Source organism: bacterium, from assembly GCA_012517375.1.
Taxonomy (GTDB): domain Bacteria; phylum Hydrothermota; class Tepidihabitantia; order B3-TA06; family B3-TA06; genus JAAYVC01.
Window position 1 is genome coordinate 21,394 of sequence record JAAYVC010000010.1, and the last position, 17,706, is coordinate 39,099.

Annotated in this window: 13 protein-coding genes and 1 pseudogene; 6 read left to right on the forward strand and 8 right to left on the reverse strand. The window is 53.0% G+C overall.

Going from position 1 to position 17,706, the window contains the following annotated elements; translation table 11 throughout:
* The first annotated feature begins 1 nt into the window (after window position 1).
* From GX441_01320 to hslU, 4 genes are all read left to right on the forward strand, one after another.
* On the forward strand, window positions 2-496 hold the full coding sequence (locus GX441_01320; GenBank protein NLI97280.1) for a cytidine deaminase: 495 nt from the start codon (window positions 2-4) through the stop codon (window positions 494-496).
* Window positions 484-1,029, forward strand: coding sequence for a 16S rRNA (guanine(966)-N(2))-methyltransferase RsmD (rsmD, locus tag GX441_01325; protein NLI97281.1), 546 nt, complete (start codon window positions 484-486; stop codon window positions 1,027-1,029). Before GX441_01320 ends, rsmD begins: the two co-directional genes overlap by 13 nt.
* Window positions 1,026-1,508, forward strand: a complete 483-nt coding sequence (gene coaD / locus GX441_01330) for a pantetheine-phosphate adenylyltransferase (protein NLI97282.1) — start codon at window positions 1,026-1,028, stop codon at window positions 1,506-1,508. Before rsmD ends, coaD begins: the two co-directional genes overlap by 4 nt.
* A gap of 147 nt (window positions 1,509-1,655) precedes the next feature.
* Window positions 1,656-3,038 (forward strand): ATP-dependent protease ATPase subunit HslU, encoded by a 1,383-nt coding sequence (gene hslU / locus GX441_01335; GenBank protein ID NLI97283.1) that lies wholly within the window; start codon window positions 1,656-1,658, stop codon window positions 3,036-3,038.
* 99 nt (window positions 3,039-3,137) lie between these two features.
* Here hslU and GX441_01340 read toward each other — a convergent pair whose 3' ends face one another.
* The 3 genes from GX441_01340 to GX441_01350 all read right to left on the reverse strand — a co-directional run bounded on the left by GX441_01340 (window position 3,138) and on the right by GX441_01350 (window position 9,541).
* On the reverse strand, window positions 3,138-5,150 hold the full coding sequence (locus GX441_01340; protein ID NLI97284.1) for a PorV/PorQ family protein: 2,013 nt from the start codon (window positions 5,148-5,150) through the stop codon (window positions 3,138-3,140).
* Window positions 5,147-8,992 carry a hypothetical protein gene (locus GX441_01345; GenBank protein NLI97285.1) on the reverse strand — a complete coding sequence of 1,282 codons (3,846 nt, stop codon included), beginning with the start codon at window positions 8,990-8,992 and terminating at the stop codon, window positions 5,147-5,149. The genes GX441_01340 and GX441_01345 overlap by 4 nt, the downstream gene beginning before the upstream one ends.
* A gap of 276 nt (window positions 8,993-9,268) precedes the next feature.
* Window positions 9,269-9,541, reverse strand: coding sequence for a YHS domain-containing protein (locus GX441_01350; protein ID NLI97286.1), 273 nt, complete (start codon window positions 9,539-9,541; stop codon window positions 9,269-9,271).
* 273 nt (window positions 9,542-9,814) lie between these two features.
* On the opposite strand from GX441_01350, the gene GX441_01355 reads away from it, so the two are divergent.
* Together GX441_01355 and GX441_01360 are read left to right on the forward strand one after the other, a co-directional pair.
* Complete coding sequence (locus tag GX441_01355) at window positions 9,815-11,374, forward strand: T9SS type A sorting domain-containing protein (GenBank protein ID NLI97287.1); 1,560 nt, start codon at window positions 9,815-9,817, stop codon at window positions 11,372-11,374.
* 249 nt (window positions 11,375-11,623) lie between these two features.
* Window positions 11,624-12,892, forward strand: coding sequence for a Glu/Leu/Phe/Val dehydrogenase (locus GX441_01360; protein NLI97288.1), 1,269 nt, complete (start codon window positions 11,624-11,626; stop codon window positions 12,890-12,892).
* Window positions 12,893-13,356: 464 nt separating this feature from the next.
* On the opposite strand, the gene GX441_01365 is transcribed toward GX441_01360, so the two are convergent.
* From GX441_01365 to GX441_01385, 5 genes and pseudogenes are all read right to left on the reverse strand, one after another.
* The gene (locus tag GX441_01365; protein ID NLI97289.1) at window positions 13,357-13,704 is read right to left on the reverse strand and encodes a hypothetical protein; all 348 of its coding nucleotides are present in this window, start codon (window positions 13,702-13,704) and stop codon (window positions 13,357-13,359) included.
* 530 nt (window positions 13,705-14,234) lie between these two features.
* Window positions 14,235-15,137: pseudogene (locus GX441_01370) on the reverse strand (radical SAM protein).
* 50 nt (window positions 15,138-15,187) lie between these two features.
* Window positions 15,188-15,988 carry a hypothetical protein gene (locus GX441_01375; protein NLI97290.1) on the reverse strand — a complete coding sequence of 267 codons (801 nt, stop codon included), beginning with the start codon at window positions 15,986-15,988 and terminating at the stop codon, window positions 15,188-15,190.
* Between the two features lie 44 nt (window positions 15,989-16,032).
* Window positions 16,033-16,890, reverse strand: coding sequence for a hypothetical protein (locus tag GX441_01380; protein ID NLI97291.1), 858 nt, complete (start codon window positions 16,888-16,890; stop codon window positions 16,033-16,035).
* A gap of 365 nt (window positions 16,891-17,255) precedes the next feature.
* Entirely contained in the window at window positions 17,256-17,591 is a 336-nt protein-coding gene (locus GX441_01385; GenBank protein ID NLI97292.1) for a hypothetical protein, read from the reverse strand.
* Between the last annotated feature and the right edge of the window lie 115 nt (window positions 17,592-17,706).

Sequence of the window (17,706 nt, forward strand, 5' to 3'; positions counted from 1 at the left end):
TATGGGCGAAGCGGCGGCAAATATCGTTCATAAGAGGCTTCCATGGGATTCTTATTTCATGAAGATTGCGGAGCTGGTATCCGAGCGTTCTACCTGCTTGAGAAGGAAAGTCGGCGCCGTTATTGTAAGGGACAGACACATACTTGCGACCGGATACAACGGCGCTCCAAAGGGTCTTTCCCACTGCCTTGAAGTCGGCTGCCTGCGCGAGGAGCTTGGAATTCCTTCGGGCGAGCGGGTAGAGATATGCCGCGGAATTCACGCGGAGCAGAACGCGCTGGTTCAGGCTGCAAGGTTCGGCATAGGGCTCGAAGGCGGAACGCTCTACTGCAACACCCAGCCTTGCGTAACGTGCTCAAAGCTTCTCATAAACGCAGGGATTGTCCGGATTGTTTTTCTGGAGCCCTACGCCGACAAGCTTGGCGAAGAGATGCTTTCAAGAAGCGGAGTTGATTTTGAAAGGCTCAAGTATGAGGAGGAGAAATGCCGAGAATAACATCAGGCGAGTTCGGGGGCAGGATTCTTAGATATCCGGAAGGCGAAAGGTTCCGTCCGACAATGGACAAGGTCAAGGAGGCATTATTCTCGATAATCGGAGAGGACATAGTTGACGCGCGGGTTTTAGATCTCTACTCGGCGGCAGGCGCGTTAGGGCTTGAGGCGCTTTCGAGAGGCGCGCGTCAGGTCGTGTTCGTTGAGCAGAATCCGGGCGTGTGCAGGCTGCTCGAAGGAAACATCCAGATGCTCGGCGTAGAAGAGCAGACCATCGTGGTCAAGCAGGATGTGCGTACTTATCTCAGACAATCCAAGTTCTTCGCGACGCACGTTTTCTGCGATCCTCCCTACCGCTCAGGTCTTGCCTCGGAGACCATCGGACTCCTCGCCGTAAATCCCGGGATAATGGAAGAGACTCTGATTGTCGTCGAGCATGCCGCAGACCAGGAGCTTTCCGTTCCGGAAAGACTCGAACTGGAGGACTCCAGGGAGTACGGAGATACCAAACTGAGTTTTTTGAGAAGGCGCAGATGAGGATAGCCGTTTACCCCGGCACGTTCGATCCCGTAACCAACGGTCACCTCGACGTTATGATGCGGGCGCTTTCGCTCTCCGATAGGCTTATTATAGGCGTTGCGGACAGAGCCGAGAAAAATCCTCTCTTCTCGGCAACCGAGCGCGCCGAACTTATTCGGGACGTACTCAAGAACGAACCCAGGGTGGAAGTGGCGACCTTCAGCGGTCTTTTGATTGAATTCGCAAGGTCAAAGGACGCCGCGTTCATAATAAGGGGCCTGAGGGCGGTTTCTGATTTCGACTACGAACTTCAGCTCGCGCTCGCCAACCGGAAACTTGCGCCTCAGATTGAGACCGTATTCCTTATGCCTGCCGAGAGCTACATCTTCATCTCAAGCTCCATCGTAAAGGAAATAGCCCGCTTCGGCGGCGACGTATCCGAGCTTTGTCCTGCCTCGGTCGAGGAAGCGCTGAAACTAAAGTTCTCAACCCCGTAACACCGTAACCTCGTAACCTGTAACAACCCTTACACGTAAAACATCGTCGACTTCAGGATTCTTGCTCCATTGAGTCTGGAAAACGTATCCGATTTCTGGCAAGCGAGTAACCTTGACATCGGCGCTTCGCCACCTAAGATTGAAGACATGATTCAAGAAACAAACGCTAAATCGCCGCCACTTGGGGTATTGAAGAAGGATGGCGGAGTGTTCACGCCTAGAGAGATTGTGAGAGAGCTTGACCGCTACATCGTCGGACAGGACAACGCCAAGAAAGCGGTCGCAATAGCCCTTCGAAACCGATGGCGCCGCCAGCGAGTGCAGGAAAAACTCCGCGAGGAGATTTATCCTGCCAACATCATAATGATAGGGCCCACCGGCGTCGGAAAGACGGAGATAGCGCGCAGGCTCGCACAGCTCGCACAGGCGCCATTCGTCAAGGTCGAAGCCTCAAAATTCACCGAGGTCGGCTACGTAGGCAGGGATGTAGAGTCTATGATAAGGGAACTCGTGGAGATAGCCGTGAAGATAGTGCGCAAGGAAAAGGAGGCCGAGGTCATTCCAAAGGCTGAGGCAAACGCAAGGGAGAAGCTTCTCGACCTGCTTCTGCCTTCAATGCCTGCGCCCAAGGAGGGTGAGGACTCGCACGCTGAGACCAGGGCAAAGTTGAGAAAGATGCTATCTGCAGGTCTTCTCGACGAGAGAACGGTCGAGCTCGAAACGCACAGGGAACCGCAGGGACTCTTTGATCTGTTCCGCATCAGCGGCATGGACGAGGTCAACGTCGAGCTTCAGGAGATGCTTCAGAACGCCCTGCCCAGAAAACCCAAGAACCGCAAGGTCTCGGTCAAGGAAGCGCTTAGGATACTTACCCAGGACGAGGCTTCGAAACTCGTCGATATGGAAGAGGTAACCTCGCTTGCCCGCGAAAGAGCCGAGAACTCGGGTATAGTTTTTATTGACGAAATAGACAAGGTCGCTGGATCAGAAGGCCCGCATTCAGGGCCGGACGTTTCAAGGGAGGGCGTTCAGCGGGACCTCCTGCCTATTGTAGAAGGCTCTAATATTTCAACAAAGTACGGGCTCGTGAAGACCGACCACATACTCTTCATTGCCGCGGGCGCATTTCACAAGACAAAGCCTTCGGATCTTATACCGGAGCTTCAGGGACGCTTCCCGATAAGGGTTGAACTCGATTCGCTCTCAAGGGAGGATTTCGAGCGAATCCTTACCGAACCGGAGACCGCACTCGTTAAGCAGTACCAGGCGCTTCTGGAAACCGAAGGCACGAAGATTTCCTTCACGAAGGACGGCGTCGGAGCTGTTGCCGAGATATCGGCTCTTCTCAACGAACGCTCGGAAAATATCGGAGCAAGAAGGCTGCATACCGTGATGACAGCCCTGCTCGAGGAGTTTCTTTTCGAACTTCCCGAATCGGGCAAGAAGGACATTAAAATAACGGGTAAATTCGTACGGGAAAAGCTCGATTCTATTGTCGCGGACGAGGATTTAAGCCAGTATATACTCTAGAATACCTCTGCTAAGATTCTGCAGAGCATGACGAAAGGTGAGATTTCCTTTCAACAATGAAGTATTGGAATAGGTCGCCAGCTGGCTGAGGACAGGACTTCAGCCGCTCTTACCTAGAGCGGCGAGCTTGGTCTGGGCGCGTTCAAGGTTCTTGCGTGCGTTCGAGTGGTTTGGGTCTATTGAAAGAACCTTCTGCCAGTAGGAGATGGCGAGTTCGTAGTTGTTTTCGGAGTAGGATTCAACACCCAGAAGGTAGAGCTTCTGAGCGTCCTGCGACGACTTCTGAGCGGCCTTCTGAATCTGGGCAAGATTCTCCTGAGCCTGTTTATTTGCAGGGTCGAGTTCGAGAGCCGCTTTCAGTTCCTTCTCCGAACGTGCCGGGTCCTTGCTCTGCTGTTCCTGCGCACGTTCGAGCCGGCGCTGGACGTCTTCGCTGACCTTTGAATCAATCTCGCCTATCTTCTGCAGAAGCTCCGCGTTCTGCGGCGCCACCTTTAGAAGTTCCCTAGTCTTGTTTTTGGCTTCGGAATACCTGCTCATGGATATGAGAGAGTTGACAGTGGCCATCTCCTCCTTGATGTAGCGGTCAACCTCTGCCTGTGTCTTGCGGATGTAGTCCTGCGCCACCGCGTTCGAAGGGTCGTAGTCAAGAACCTTCTCGAACGACCTCATCGCCGTAAGGTAATCCCGGCCCGTAAGCGCCTCGATGCCCTGTCTGAGGTCCGACTGCAGCGCCGCGGGCGCTTTTGAAATGAGCTCCTCCGCGAGACCCTTCTGCGCCTCTTCTTTGTAGAAGAGTGCGAGGCTGTGCGAGGGATCCCTTGCGAGTATCTCTTCCGACATGACGGCAAGCGAAACGTAGTTCTTGCTCACGTAGGCCTGCTTAGCCTGATCGACGAGCGCCTGGAGAGCCATCTTGTCCTTTTCGGCAGAGACTTTGGCTATCATGCTCTGCGCATCCGCGTTGTCGGGCCACCATATGAGGGCCATATCCCAGCTCTCGAGCGCATCGTCGTAGCGGCTCATGTTATACTGCGAAACTCCCTGCTCATAAAGGCTCTGGCTGGTCTGCTTCTGAAGCTCAAGCGCCCTCTTCAAGGCCTCCTTCTGAGCTTCGGCAAGCAGGCGCTCCTTCTCCTCGGCGCTGGTTCCGAAGTGAAAACCCACGTCTATTCCGTGAAAACCTCCGGCGCCGAAACCGTTCGTGCTCGGCAAGTAGGAGTAGTTGACCTCAAGGTTCGCGAGCCTCAAGCCGAATCCCAGAGAGAGACCGTTGAGCGCGCCTGCGGATATTCGTTCGGTATTGTAGCCGGCGCGAAGCGAAAAAACACTCCATGGCGAGTACTCCACTCCCGCGGCGGCTACGATGCCCCTTGCATTGCCGTAGCCTGCACTGGCGAGCAGCAGCAGTTTTTTATCAAAGAGCGAATATCTCAGGGAACCGGACAGATTAAGGGGTTGAGGATTGCCTGCGCTGTCTGCGGTATCCCCGACGAAGTAGAATCTGGGCCCGATATTCTGAACAACGAATCCGAGTCCAAGGTTGTCAAAATCCTGGTAGGCGCCGATATCAAGACCGACCTTGTTATCCGTAAAGGCCTCGCCTTCTTGACCGGGGTTGTACCCAAGCGATACGGTTTGCGCCTTGAGGCCGGCCCCCACGCTGAATGGTCCGAACCTGCGCGCAAACGATATAGCCGGTATGGCTGCTACGACGGATGTGTTTTCTACGTAGTAGTCAGGATTGTTCGGGTCGGGTCTGATCTCGATGCCGCCGACGGTTGCGGCCTTGAGACCGACGCAGAAGGTGCCGAACTTGAAGGGGAAAAGGCCGATGAAACCCAGTGAATTGACGAATCCCATGTTCTGCTCGCCCGCAATGACGGCTATCTGGGAGGCGAACGCCGATGTAGCAGGATTGTTGTAAAGGCTGAAGCGGTCCGCAGGGACGGCGCCAAGCGCTTCCGCTAAGGCAAGTCCCCTGGCTCCGAAGGAAACGTCAAGAATCGACAGGCCTGGGAAAGATACGGTGTCAACCGGCTGGGCGAAAACGGAGACAGCGGACAGCAATGCAAGAATGAGCAGGGCTTTGATGAATCCTCTATTCCTCATTTCACCACCACGAAAGGCTTTATAACGACGCCATCCGGCAGACTGTCGTCCTCCGCGACGAGCCTGAAGAAGTAAACGTCAGGACCGAGCCCGGAGATGTCGACCTCAAGGAACTTCCGTGCACCTTTGACTATTGCATCGCCGTCGCTCGCCTCATAGAACGATATTCTCTTACCCCTTGCCGTGTATATCTCGAGCTCGACGCGTGTGGCGTCGGCGCTGAGGTTGTAGTAAATCTTTGCAGTACTCTGCCTTACCGCCGGATTAGGTAAAAAGAAGACCTGCGCTGGATCCATTAGCACGGTGGTATCCTGCTGATTTTCGACTATGTTAAGGGTATCCTCGACTTTAGCGCTTAGGCTCCCCAGATGCGCCTCGGCAATAACCCTGTAGCCCCCAAGCGCCAGTTTCATGGTTGTGCTGTCTTTATAGAAGACCGTTAGAGAATCGTATGAAACGGAGTCAGCCGGAGGATAGAGGGAATCAGGCCAGAACTCGGCGCCTGTCTCGTTCTCCAGATGAATCTGCATCGAATTCACAATCCTGTGCGATTTTGCGGCCAATGAAAGCGGGCTGCCCTGAAGCAGGGATTTCTGGGAGTAGAGTGTTAGGATGATGGTGTCAGCAGGCGGAGCCTCGCCCAGAGGAACCAGCCTCACGAAGTACGGCTTGTTTACGCCCTCTGTCCATGCAATTAGGGGCTGAGCGTCGGAGTACGTGCACTGGGGGAGCTGAGGGAAGAAGGCGCTGCCTGATGGGGTTTGGAGCTGGGGAGTTCCCCAAAGCGTAGCGGTGCGCTGGTTGAAATATACGGCGCCTGCAGCCTGCCATGCCGCGGTAATTTTTCCAGCGGCGTTGACGTTGCACGTAATATTCATTGCAAATCCGGGGTACCCTTTGAGTTCAGCAGCGCTTCCCCAGCTGCCTGCGGTACGCTCCCTGAAGAAAAGCTTGCCTGCACCGTCGGTATAGAGAAGGTAGATTTTGTCGTCGCCCAGGGAGGTTGCGGAAAGCTCGACAACGCCCGACGTATTGTCCTTTGGCTCAAGCGTTCCTGGCCCGTTCCAGATATAATCATATCCTGTCGACCCGCGGCTATAGAATATGTGCACGCCGTCCGACGCCCTTAGGATATCCAGATCGGTAAAAGCGTCCGTTCCTGTTTCCGAAAAAACGGTATCCAGCACCCATGCGCCGGATGCGCGGTGATAGAGCTCTCCTGTCTCGCCGCTGGGGGACTTCTTAACTACCGCTACAAGAGGAGTGCTGTCCTTGGCTACCGCCACTGCCAACTTCATGATGTCTTCACCGTTGGGCAGTGCGGCAAGCGTATCGGTCGTGAAGGAGCCGGTGTGGTGAAGGGCGAAAAGACCCACTGTTCCGTCGGTTCTACGCTCAGTCCATGCCCGCCAGTGAGTGCCGTCCTGGGCCATCGCAAGGCTTGCAAGCGTTGTCTTTGAATCTTTTGTGTTGCTTAAATCCTGACCCAGAAAGAAATGACCCGTAGCTGTGCTGTCTGCAACCCCGAAGAGTTCGGGCACGTCAAGGCTGCGGTAGAGAAGGTAGCCCAGGTCTCCGCCCGCCTGAGGGTACTGCAGGAGGAGACGTGTTCCCGACGTCGCGTCGGTGGACGTGCTCTGCGGAGGATTGCCGATTATGAGCGCTATGGAAGCGCTCGCCTCGCCCGACGCCTCGCCCGACTGTCCCTGGAAGGTTGCCGTATATACGCCCGCAGGCGCAAGCCAGCCTGATTCCGTAAAGCCGTCCCATGTAAAGTCCTGCGCCGGTTTTGTCGCGCCGGACTGGTAATAATACACGTTGTCAGCGGTATCTCTTATCGAGACGCTCCACGATGTGACCTTCATGAAATCATCGCCGTCCAGATGGAATACGGCTTTTGCGCCTATCTCCGGCGAGAAGCTGCCCGCTTCGGCCGTCATTGAGAGCTTGAGATCATCGGGGGGTCCCGAAACAGTAAACTGCGCATAGTTTATGCCCGTCGCCGTGGCGACATACACGTGACCGATCTGAGTCTGGCTGTCAAGTTTTACAGCCAGATCGTGCACATCGCCCTGTAAGGGCGAGGCGATTCTCGTCCAAGTTTTCCCCGTATCGGTGGTGAAGAAGACCGAAATCTCGGAACCTGAAACGGCGGCCGCCACGAGCAGACCGGCTGAGGAAGTGTCCGCCGCAATAGCCCTCACGATGCCGGAAGTGGGAGGTCCCTGGAAATTGCTCCACACCTCTCCGGAGTTTGAGCACGTGTAAATCTTGCCTGTACTGCCGAGCATGAAGAGTCTGCCTCCTCCTCCAGCCTCGAGCAGAATCCCGTTGGCAGCGGGAAGCGCGACAGGCACCTTTTCAACTTGACCCGATGCGTTCGTGCGGTAAAGCCCATTGACGGTCAAAAGGAACATTTTGCCGCCGTCCGAAGGAGCGTAGGTCATATCTAGCGGCTGTTCTTTTGCAAGGTCCAGCGCCTGGTCCGATGTAGCGCAGGCATCGTCGCTGTGATAGACGACGAAGGACGGGGCTTCGGACGGGAAGTTTTGCCTCGTTACGAACCAGCATTCCCTGGGGTTCGAAAGGTTTGCGGATGCGAGAATGACTGAGCGGCCCTCTGCATCGGGGTGCTGGACCCATCCCTCCGCGCCGTTGGCTGAGCTGGCTATGCCTAAGGAGTTGCCTGCGTAGAGATAGACCGTCGAGTAGGTTCCCTTTGCCGAAGTAAGACAGAGCGAGACAGGCGTTTCAGCGAACCCGTGTCGTTTCCATGTCAGTGCGCCGTCAGGGCTTTTATATATCCCGCCGCCCAGGGAGGCGGCGTAGCACATCTTGGGGTACTGCGGGTCTATCTCAAGACCCATGAAGGTCTGGGCTTTGAGATTTCCGTAGACTGACCATCCGGACACCGAGCTTGTATACACATTGTCAGACATGCCCGCGATGCCTGAAACTGCAAGAGGCGATGTAGAACTCAGGCAGTATGCATCCAGGGATGAAAGACCCTCGTTTGAGTCAGTCCAAGCAGACGACCCGCCTAGATTGGAGATAATCCCCCTGTTCGTGGCTGCCCATATGCTGGCGCCCCACACATAAAAATCCTTGATAATCCTGTCGCTGTAAGAAACATCCGGCTGCCATGCGAGAGTGGACGACTCAACGAAAGCGACGCCATTCGCAGTTCCGACAAAAATCCTGTCCCCAATCCAACCCATGGAAACAACTCTTCCCGCAAGACCCGAAGGCATGTAGGTCGAATCCTCCCAGTTCTTCGAAGTCAGCGGATTCCAGATTTTAACGACCCTTGAACCCTCGATAGAAATGGCTGCCTTGTCCCGCTCCGGTTTGGCGGAAATGGCCGCAATCTCCCTGCCCGGGAATGCCCAGCTTTCGTCGACCTGTACGAATCTTTTTGCCTGAAACCAATCGTACTTCCAAACGCCGTGACTGCGCGTTGCGGCAAAAAACGAGTAGATAGAGTCAATGACAGGTACTATTCCCACGACATCGGCATCGGCAGGAATACCCTCGAGATTGCTCCATGTTACTCCCGAATCCCGGCTGATGAGGAGTCCGTGCTTGCGCGTGCATGCAACAAGACTGTCGCCGAACATTACAAGCTTGTTTATACCGGCGTCCTTCAGGAGATTGAGGTTGGGGGTATCAATCCTTTTCCAGGCGGGATCGCTCCCACGTCTGTAGAGTCCCTGATCGGTGTATGCATAGGTAACGCCGTTTCCTGCGGCAAGCGCATGGACAAACCCGCCATCGGGTCCAGAGCCCTGCCACTGGCTTAACAGGGACAGGGTAAAGAGTATCTTAGGCAGAAACACCATCATACGTTAAATGTACTCTGGAATAAATGTTTGTCAAGCGGAAGTAACTGACCGGCTTAGAGCACAGGGAGGGTTTATCTCTCATGCCGCGGGAGTTATTTATGATTTATGCTTGATGAAAATCAAGAGAAAGACCTTGAATACGGCTTCTTTGCTCTTATAGGTAACGCCCCTTAAGGGGGTTACGAATTTTGCGGATGATGCCGGAATTTCCTTAAAAGCAGAGGTGTTGCGGGTACGTGTTACGTGTTACGTGTTGCGTGTTGCGTGTTACGGGTGTTACGGGCCGAGGTACTTATCCGGGTCTGCGACAACTATGTCCCGGCATGCTTTTGAAGAGAAGTAGTATTCCTTGCCCTTGTATTTGAAGACGGGTATTGAATCGTCATGAACGAGCAGGACGCTTCCGGTCGAGTCTATTGAGCATACAACGACCTCTGGAAGCTGGGCCGTTTCCTGTACATTGTTCTTCAGAGGTTCGTTCTTTTTTGCACACCCGAATAAGAGCACGGCTGCAAAAACCGTAATCAGCGCTGCGAATATCTTTTTCATTAGATGTTTCCTTTCATTTTTTTAATTTCCTATTACTATTATAGGAGTTTTCAAGGAAGCGTCAAGCCGGCCGAGTTTAAGCTGACAAAAAATCGATTTTAATAGCTTAATGTATTGAATTGCTTAAACTTAAACGCTTATAGCAAATCAAAAACCCTTGACAGGGTCTTTTTTCGGACTATTATTAACTATAGAATTCAAGGGAAGGGATCGGGGCTGTTACGCAGGATGGGCTACAATAATTCAGAGTTAAACCTTGTACAGGAGGTTTTAATGTTAAAAATCAACAGTCTTAAGAAGATCATCACCATTGTTGCAGTTTTGTTGCCGTTGGGGGCCATTCTCAATGCTCAGCCGGTTCCTCTGCTTACCGAAGGATTTGAGGGTTCTTTTCCTCCGGCAGGCTGGTCTACAAGTCAGACCCAGGGAAACAACCAGTGGAACCGCAACGACTTCTATTCCAGGCCCAACTACACCCCGGGAGCTACAGGCTACTGCGCAGACAACGATGACGACGCTAATTCAAACCAGTCGCGCGTGGGCAACAATGCCCTAACCTCGAAGACGTTCGACGCGACCGCTTTCCAGGTCGTCTGCTTAGCCTGGGATGTTGACTGGTACCCTAAACCAGGGCTCGTGGAGCTTCAGGCGATGGTGCAGGTTACGAACGGTTCCGGCGGATGGGTTACCGTAAAGAGCTACATCCCAGGTTCACGCGTAACTACAAGGGACAGCGTTAACATATCCGCCCAGGCTGCAGGAAAGGCGAACAACCAGGTCAGGTTCGTCTACAATGAGCTCTCAGGCGGAATAAAATCCTACTGGTACGAGATTGACGACGTGTCCGTATGGGGTTCAATGCCTTACCCGCCTCCCGAGACGCTCGACCTTGGGATTTCTGAGATACTGCGTCCTTTAGACCACGAAGATCCAGGCATACCGTTCTTCCCTTCGTGCAGGGTATCCAACAACCTCGACACCACTGCGCATGCAACAATCCGGTGCGTTATGAAGGAGATGGTTACTCAAAACACCGTTTACGACGACGCCCTCACGAACTATTCATGTACTCCGGGATATACAACCGTGACCGGGTTCGAAGCGTTTGTTCCCCTTGCCAACAAGGTTTATACAGCGACATTTACCGTGCAGCATCCGGACGATAAAATCCCTATGAACAACAGCATGAGCAAGAACTTCAACGCCTCACAGGTGGAATACGAAATTACCCCGATTCTGATGACGCTTCCCAATGTTCCTGATCAGTATGGCGCGTTTGTGCCCACCGCCGATTACGCCGAGAAGCTCGGAAACCAGGTAGACCACCCGGCCCTGCGCTGCAGAATAGCAAGACTTGAAGACATGGAACAGGTTTATGAAGACTCGATAGGCGTTACAGCCTTTATGCCTTACGATACGGTGACTGCCGAGTTCGATACAGCGTTTCTTGATACCTCGACCTATGTAATTACTTTCTGGGCTACCGATATCTACGTAGTCAACATAAGCAACCCTGTCTGGGTGGATACATTCAACGTGCTCGAAGGCATCGCTGAAGCGCCTGCAGACGCCAATACCAGCCTGGATATCACGACATCCGCTCTTTTCAATGCGGGAGTGGGACTCTCCTATTCGATTGCGAAGACTTCATACGTCAACCTGAGCGTATACGATGCGCTTGGCAGAAAGGTCGAAACGCTTGTGGACGCAAGAAAGCCGAGCGGCACATACTGCATTTCATGGAACGCTGCCGACGTTCCCCAGGGAGTGTACTTCGTAAAACTTACCGCTCCCGGTGTCGCGCTCTACAGAAAGGTAACGAAAATAAAGTAGCCTGGAGACCTTTCCTTACCCGGCACTTTAAGAGCCGGATGATTCGTTATATAGATTGACGTGGACGATAATATTCATATAATATGCGCATGTTGCGTCAGCCGGACGCCATCCTCTGAAATTCATAGACAAAACCGAACTAAAGGCTGAGCGGTGAAGTAAGGCAGGATTGCGGGCAAGGATAAGGAACGGAGAGAGTGCGTAAGTACACAATAAGATTGAACAACCTCTAAGGAGTAAAAAACCACAATGGAAACCAACAATAAACCCAGCGTTTACGACAATGTAAGCTGGCAGTTTAACAAAGCGGCTGATTTAATGGGGCTGGACTCCAACATCCGCAGAATCCTTGCAAAAACCACCAACGAAGTAGTCGTCAACTTTCCCGTAAAGATGGACGACGGCCGCATCGAGATATTCACGGGCTACCGCGTTCAGCACTCGAACGTGCTCGGACCTTACAAGGGCGGCCTGAGATTCCATCCTGCAGTCAACATCGACGAGGTTCGCGCGCTCGCCACATGGATGACCTGGAAATCGGCTATCGTAGATATCCCGCTGGGCGGCGCAAAGGGCGGCATCCAGATAGACCCGGCGAAGTATTCAAGAGCGGAACTCGAGCGCATATCCAGGCGCTTCACCTACGCGCTCGGAAACACCATAGGCCCCGAGTACGACATCCCGGCGCCCGACGTGAACACCAATCCGCAGATAATGGCGTGGATACTGGACACCTACCTTTCTACCGTTCCGCCCACTGAGCGTCAGCGCTCGGTGCACGTGGTTACCGGCAAGCCCATCGAGTCGGGCGGAAGCCTCGGCCGCGACAAGGCGACCGGCCAGGGCGTGGTCTACACGATTGAGGCGTGGGCAAAAGACAAGGGCTTCAATCTCAAAGGCGCAACATACTTCGTTCAGGGATTCGGCAACGTAGGCTCGTGGGCTGCAAGGCTCCTAAAGCCGCACGGCTCTGTACTTGTTGCCGCCGAGGACGTTACAGGTTCCATTGCGAATCCCGAGGGCATTGACCCCGACGCTCTCAGCCAGCACGTCGCAAAGACCGGCGGCGTCAAAGGCTTCGCGGGCGCCAGGGTAACAGATCACGACGCCTTCATGAAGACGAAAGCCGATATCTTCATCCCGTCCGCCTTGGAGAATCAGATCACCGCCGAGACCGCACCGAATTTGGACGTAAAGCTCGTTGCCGAGGGCGCGAACGGCCCCACTGATCCGGAAGGCGACCGCATTCTTTTCGAGCGAGGCGTAGACGTGCTTCCCGACATCCTCTGCAACGCGGGCGGCGTTATTGTCAGCTATTTTGAGTGGCTCCAGAACAAGCGCAGCGAGCGCTGGGAGCTTGAGGAGGTGGACTCAAAGCTCTTAAAGAAGATAGTGCGGGGCTACGAGCGCGTGCGCGACACTGCAAAGCACTACAAGACCGACTGGCGCACCGCGGCGTACGTGGTTGCCCTGAACCGCATAGAGCGCGTTTACCGCGAGCGCGGCATTTTCCCCTGATATTCGTTTCAATACACATTTATCCTTGCCGGGACTCGCGTCCCGGCTTTTTTTACATGAGTGGACGCGGATTGAGGAAGGCGACTCATAAAACGCCAGCGTCATCCTGGGGTAGCGCCTGGAAGGCGCATGTGTCGAACGAGCACTAGAAGTGCATGCGTTCGACAAGTCTTCGTAGCGCGGCGTAAGGATCGCCTAATCAAGGCTGTATCTTATGACTGAGAAATTCCTGATGATTAATGCGATTGCTTCGTCCTCCCAGGAGACCTCGCAATGACATTATGTGAAACCGGGATGGAGAGGGAGGGGGCATCGCGAGGAGTAACGCCGCAGGCGTTAGGACGTGGCGATCTCCTGGCAGAGTGCTGATACATATGGCTCTATCAAGTGTGTTTTGAGATAGTGTTATGGGATCGCCACACCTTCTTCGAAGGTTCGCGATGGCGAAACGTAGAGGCTGACCTTCAGGTCAGCCCGCGCAGCAGCAGTATTTCGGGCCGACTTAAAAGTCGGCCACTACGAGCTACCATATAAAAGATAATCCGGTTGTTGAAAACCATCCGCATTGTTCTGTGGGTATACTTGGTCACGAACTGGGTGGCGATTAGTGTAATCGAAAAAACGAGCGCAAGTAGCGCAGCAAGCACCGGTGCAATCGCACTGAGCATGTACTTGTTTTGATCACCGAGATTCTCTTTCACATTCAACCACGCTCTGGTTGTCGGCAGAACAATCAAAATGGCAAGCACGAGGACAGCGATTACTGCTAGTCGTATCCAGACAGTTTTGTCGAACCTCCTGCCGTTACTCATGGTTGATGATAGGCTGGGGTTAGTAATTGTCAAGAGAGAGGCAAAAGGAGTGTCTTTTCTAAGGAGCATGCACTTCGTGCATAGATTGCTTCGCCGGCTCGGAGCCGGCTCGCAAAGACACATTAAATTTTCTTGACGCACTTCCTTAGTCCTGGCTTGATGCGGGGTCCCCAAAATAATGCTCCGGGCATTATTTTGGGGTGGTTTTGTCCATCTTTTGTCTATCTTTTGGGGAGCTTTTTATACCCCACGGATCTGCTTCGTAGCTTCGCGGGGGCCCGGATTCTGAAATCGGCTGCCGGAGGTGCGCTGGAAGCGCGACTTCGGCCAATGCGGCCTCCGGCCGCTACTTTTGTCCTGCTTTTGTCACCCTTTTGACCGTGATTCTGGGATAGATTTCTCTAATCCTGACTTCGAATTTGGGGTCCCCGAAAGAATGATTCCAGCATTCTTTTCGGGGTTAAATTTCACCACATCTCGTCCGGTTTTTCCTTAAAATCGGGCCTGTGATGGAGCTCCACACCCAGCCCCTCCTGCACCCAACCATTTGAAAATCCGAGACTTACCATGTAGTCCGTAGCCTCCTGATACTCCGCGCGCGTAAGGGTTCTATCGTACGCTGTGCCTTGCATGTTGTGCGTCGGGAAGTACTGCCCCATAAGCGATATAGCTACGTTACTTCCAAGCGTGTCGCTCAGCATCCGCAGGACCAGCTTCGTGTTCTCCAGCTCTCCTGGAATTATCAAGTGACGTATTATAAGACCCTTATGCGCAACACCCTGGGAATCGAGTTCCAAGTCTCCAACCTGCCTGTACATCTCCGCCAGCGCTGCGCGGTTGACTCGTGGATAGTCTGGGGCAGTGGAGAGTGTCTTTGCAAGTTCAATGTCTGCGTATTTTGCATCGGGCAGATAGATATCGACGATGCCTTCCAGAAGTTCGAGCGCATCCAGGCTTTCGTATCCCGAGCAGTTGTAGACAAGCGGGACGGTAAGTCCTTCATTTATAGCGATTTGTAGTCCTTCGAGCAGCCACGGCAGGTAATGGGACGGCGTGACCCAGTTTATGTTATGTACCCTCGCGGTTTGCAGTTCAAGCATCCCTGTCGCGAACTCGTGGAGACCGATGTCATGGCCTTCGCCCTCGATGCTTAACTGCCAGTTTTGACAATACTTACAGCGCAGGGAGCAGTGCGAGAAGAAGACGGTGCCTGACCCTTGTGTTCCGGAGAGCGCAGGCTCCTCTCCCCTATGACGTATGAATCTGGAAATACGCAACTTATTGCTTGCGCCGCAAAAACCTCTCTCGCCTTCAAGTCTCTTTACCCCGCAGTTGCGTGGGCACAAGCGACAATCTTTAGCGAGGTTATACGCTTCTTTGATCCGATTGTTAAGCTCGCCCGATCCGGCGAGCGCTATGTAACGCGGCTGCATGCTGGGATTGTAATCAAAACTCGCAAACAGTCAACTTATGTATAAGGACGTCAGGGGCTAGTGACTACCCACCGCAGGCCTGAAACCAATTGGTAACCGAGTTTAAGCGTTGCTTGGTAAATGCTACTCGGCTCAGTAAGAGCTGTTACATATATCTTTCCAAAATGACCGGTTGTGTCGTACACACCATCGTCATCGAGCCAGAAACCGTAGACCCCGTTGTTTTGAATTGGCGTCTCGTACTTGAAGTACTCGTTTGTTGGCGCAGGAACTATCTTTAGCGAATCATATATTGCTCTAATCTGGCATGTGGAGTTGTGTTCCGTGTTTAAAGGATTTGGAGGATGTATGTGCGGCGATATAAAGCAAGGGGTGTTTTCTGCATCTATGCCTAAATAGATATCGACCTGGTCAGAATTGTTGAATGTCGAATATGCTGTGGCTGTTCCGTTTTCGATGAAGCCGAACCCGGATGGGTGTTCGGGTGACGGATCGTTTATGCTCCAGACTTCGAGGTAAGGGGTTTCAACAATGGCTAGGTCAATAGTTTCACGATGTGATTCAGATTCACCTAAAACTCCTGATACTCCTATAACCTTGGTTGCAGTGTAGACGTAATAAAAAAACGAATCCGTTCTGCCTATTTCTTTATCGTCAACATATATGACATATTCAACTTCTTCCTTTTGTTTATCGCACGAAAAGAACCCCCCGTTATTAGAACTGCTACTTTGATAGTATTGCGGTTCCCATTCAAGCTTAATAGCACCACCCTCGCCAGCCATCGAGTCGGGAATTACCTGATAACGTAGATTCTGTACGGGTTCCCATGGCGGGGTGCCTATCATCACTGCAACTGCTATCAACAACAAAGCTGCGATACTGGCTTTCAGTTTCATCTTGTCGTCTCTTCAACGAAATATTCAACTACCACCCACCTCAGGCCGGGCACAGGCTGATAGGCGATTCGTAGTGAGACCCTGCCATCCGCGATACTTGTTACATACGCCTTGGCGAAGAAATCGTCGGTCGAATAGTCCTTCTCACCCTGATCTAGGTACAGGGAGTAAACTGAACCCTGCGCTATTGCGGTCGAGTCCTGGTAGGTCGCGGCGGAGACAGAAGGCGTGATAAGGAGAGAATCGAAGCTCTCGGAAGCGCTACAGACGCCTCTGACGCCACCCGAGTAGCACTCGCCCGATTTGAGGAACGTTGTTTCTCCGGATTCGTCGGTTGAAACGAAATAGTCCACAGTCGCAGGAGAATCTTCAACGGAATACGCCGAAGCCTTGCCTGTAGAGTCGAAACCTATGCCGGTCGGTCCCTCGGTTTCGCTTGAGTAGACTTCTATCAGGGATTCAAGCGCGGCTACGGATAGTTCCTTTGAGCCTAAGAACCCGTAGCCTACTTCATATGCGTCTATTGTAATTCTCGCCCCGGGCGTGTAGAGCGTGCACGAAACGGTCTTGTCGAGGTCATCGGATTCAACGGTAACCGAATCCTGAGGCGCGCTGTCGACCGACAGAACGAACTTTACCTGACCGTCCGCGATGTAGTCCTGGTAGCATCCACCCTCTCTTAAAAAAAGCCTCGTGTCGCTCTTAAATGAGACTTGCACCCCTCCCCCCGGGTTCCCTGCTCCGTCTTCGACCGGGGTGCACTTAGCATCCTGAACGGGATCAATCTCCGGCCCTGCAAAAAGCACAAAAACGGATAAGAGAATTAGACTTAATACTTTGATGATTCTACTCACCGACTTCTCCTTGAATTTATGATTAATTCACGACCCATGCGGCCCCTTCCACACATAATATATAAATATATAACCATCGAGTTCAGGACCGCTATTCTCGCTGCATGGAAGAGGAAACCTCCACTCACTGTTGCAGGTTCATCCCACGTTATCTTTATTCCGCCTCCCGGGTTGCCTAAGGAGTCCTGCACGGGTTCATAACTCATATCCCTGACTTCAGACTTCATCGGAGTAAGATGTCCGCAGGAACAAAACAAGTGCGGATATTGAAGGTATCGCTGATTTTATCGCTTTCTTCATTCGCGCCTCCGTGCCAATTATCTCAATCTTGAATCTTCTGTCAATCCCTCATTTGTAATGCGAGTCTATCTGTGCGAGGGCGGCGTTACGCCCTCGGATACGGGTATTCCGACCTTTTGCGAGATCTTAATGAGGTCGCGCGAGAAGTTCACGAAGGTCTGATCCATCTCGTTCAAACGCTGCTTTATTGCCGAAAGCTCTGCGCCCGGCGGTGTCTTAAGCGAATCATACTTGGCGGCAAGGTCTTTTACCTGCTTGTCAAGCGCGACTATCTGCGTTTGCATGTCGTTGACCTTTGTGTAGAGGGCGTCCACCTTGCGCACTAGGGAGTAGTTCGTGCAGCCGGTCGAGAGCGAGAATGTAAGCAGCGCCAGCCCGGACATGATGAGAGTTTTTTTCATTCATACTCCTTTCCTTAAAAAACATGGGGGAGCTTACGCTCCCCCAATTTTCATAGACTATAATGCTTAAAGGTTATTCCATAACCCAGGCAATGCCGTCTTTAAGCTGATAGCC

Bases quoted from the DNA above. Each gene is read 5' to 3' on its own strand.
- GX441_01320 (NLI97280.1), top strand. From the start codon at position 2: ATGGGCGAAGCGGCGGCAAATATCGTTCATAAGAGGCTTCCATGGGAT.
- rsmD (NLI97281.1), top strand. From the start codon at position 484: ATGCCGAGAATAACATCAGGCGAGTTCGGGGGCAGGATTCTTAGATAT.
- coaD (NLI97282.1), top strand. From the start codon at position 1,026: ATGAGGATAGCCGTTTACCCCGGCACGTTCGATCCCGTAACCAACGGT.
- hslU (NLI97283.1), top strand. From the start codon at position 1,656: ATGATTCAAGAAACAAACGCTAAATCGCCGCCACTTGGGGTATTGAAG.
- GX441_01340 (NLI97284.1), bottom strand. From the start codon at position 5,150: ATGAGGAATAGAGGATTCATCAAAGCCCTGCTCATTCTTGCATTGCTG.
- GX441_01345 (NLI97285.1), bottom strand. From the start codon at position 8,992: ATGATGGTGTTTCTGCCTAAGATACTCTTTACCCTGTCCCTGTTAAGC.
- GX441_01350 (NLI97286.1), bottom strand. From the start codon at position 9,541: ATGAAAAAGATATTCGCAGCGCTGATTACGGTTTTTGCAGCCGTGCTC.
- GX441_01355 (NLI97287.1), top strand. From the start codon at position 9,815: ATGTTAAAAATCAACAGTCTTAAGAAGATCATCACCATTGTTGCAGTT.
- GX441_01360 (NLI97288.1), top strand. From the start codon at position 11,624: ATGGAAACCAACAATAAACCCAGCGTTTACGACAATGTAAGCTGGCAG.
- GX441_01365 (NLI97289.1), bottom strand. From the start codon at position 13,704: ATGAGTAACGGCAGGAGGTTCGACAAAACTGTCTGGATACGACTAGCA.
- GX441_01385 (NLI97292.1), bottom strand. From the start codon at position 17,591: ATGAAAAAAACTCTCATCATGTCCGGGCTGGCGCTGCTTACATTCTCG.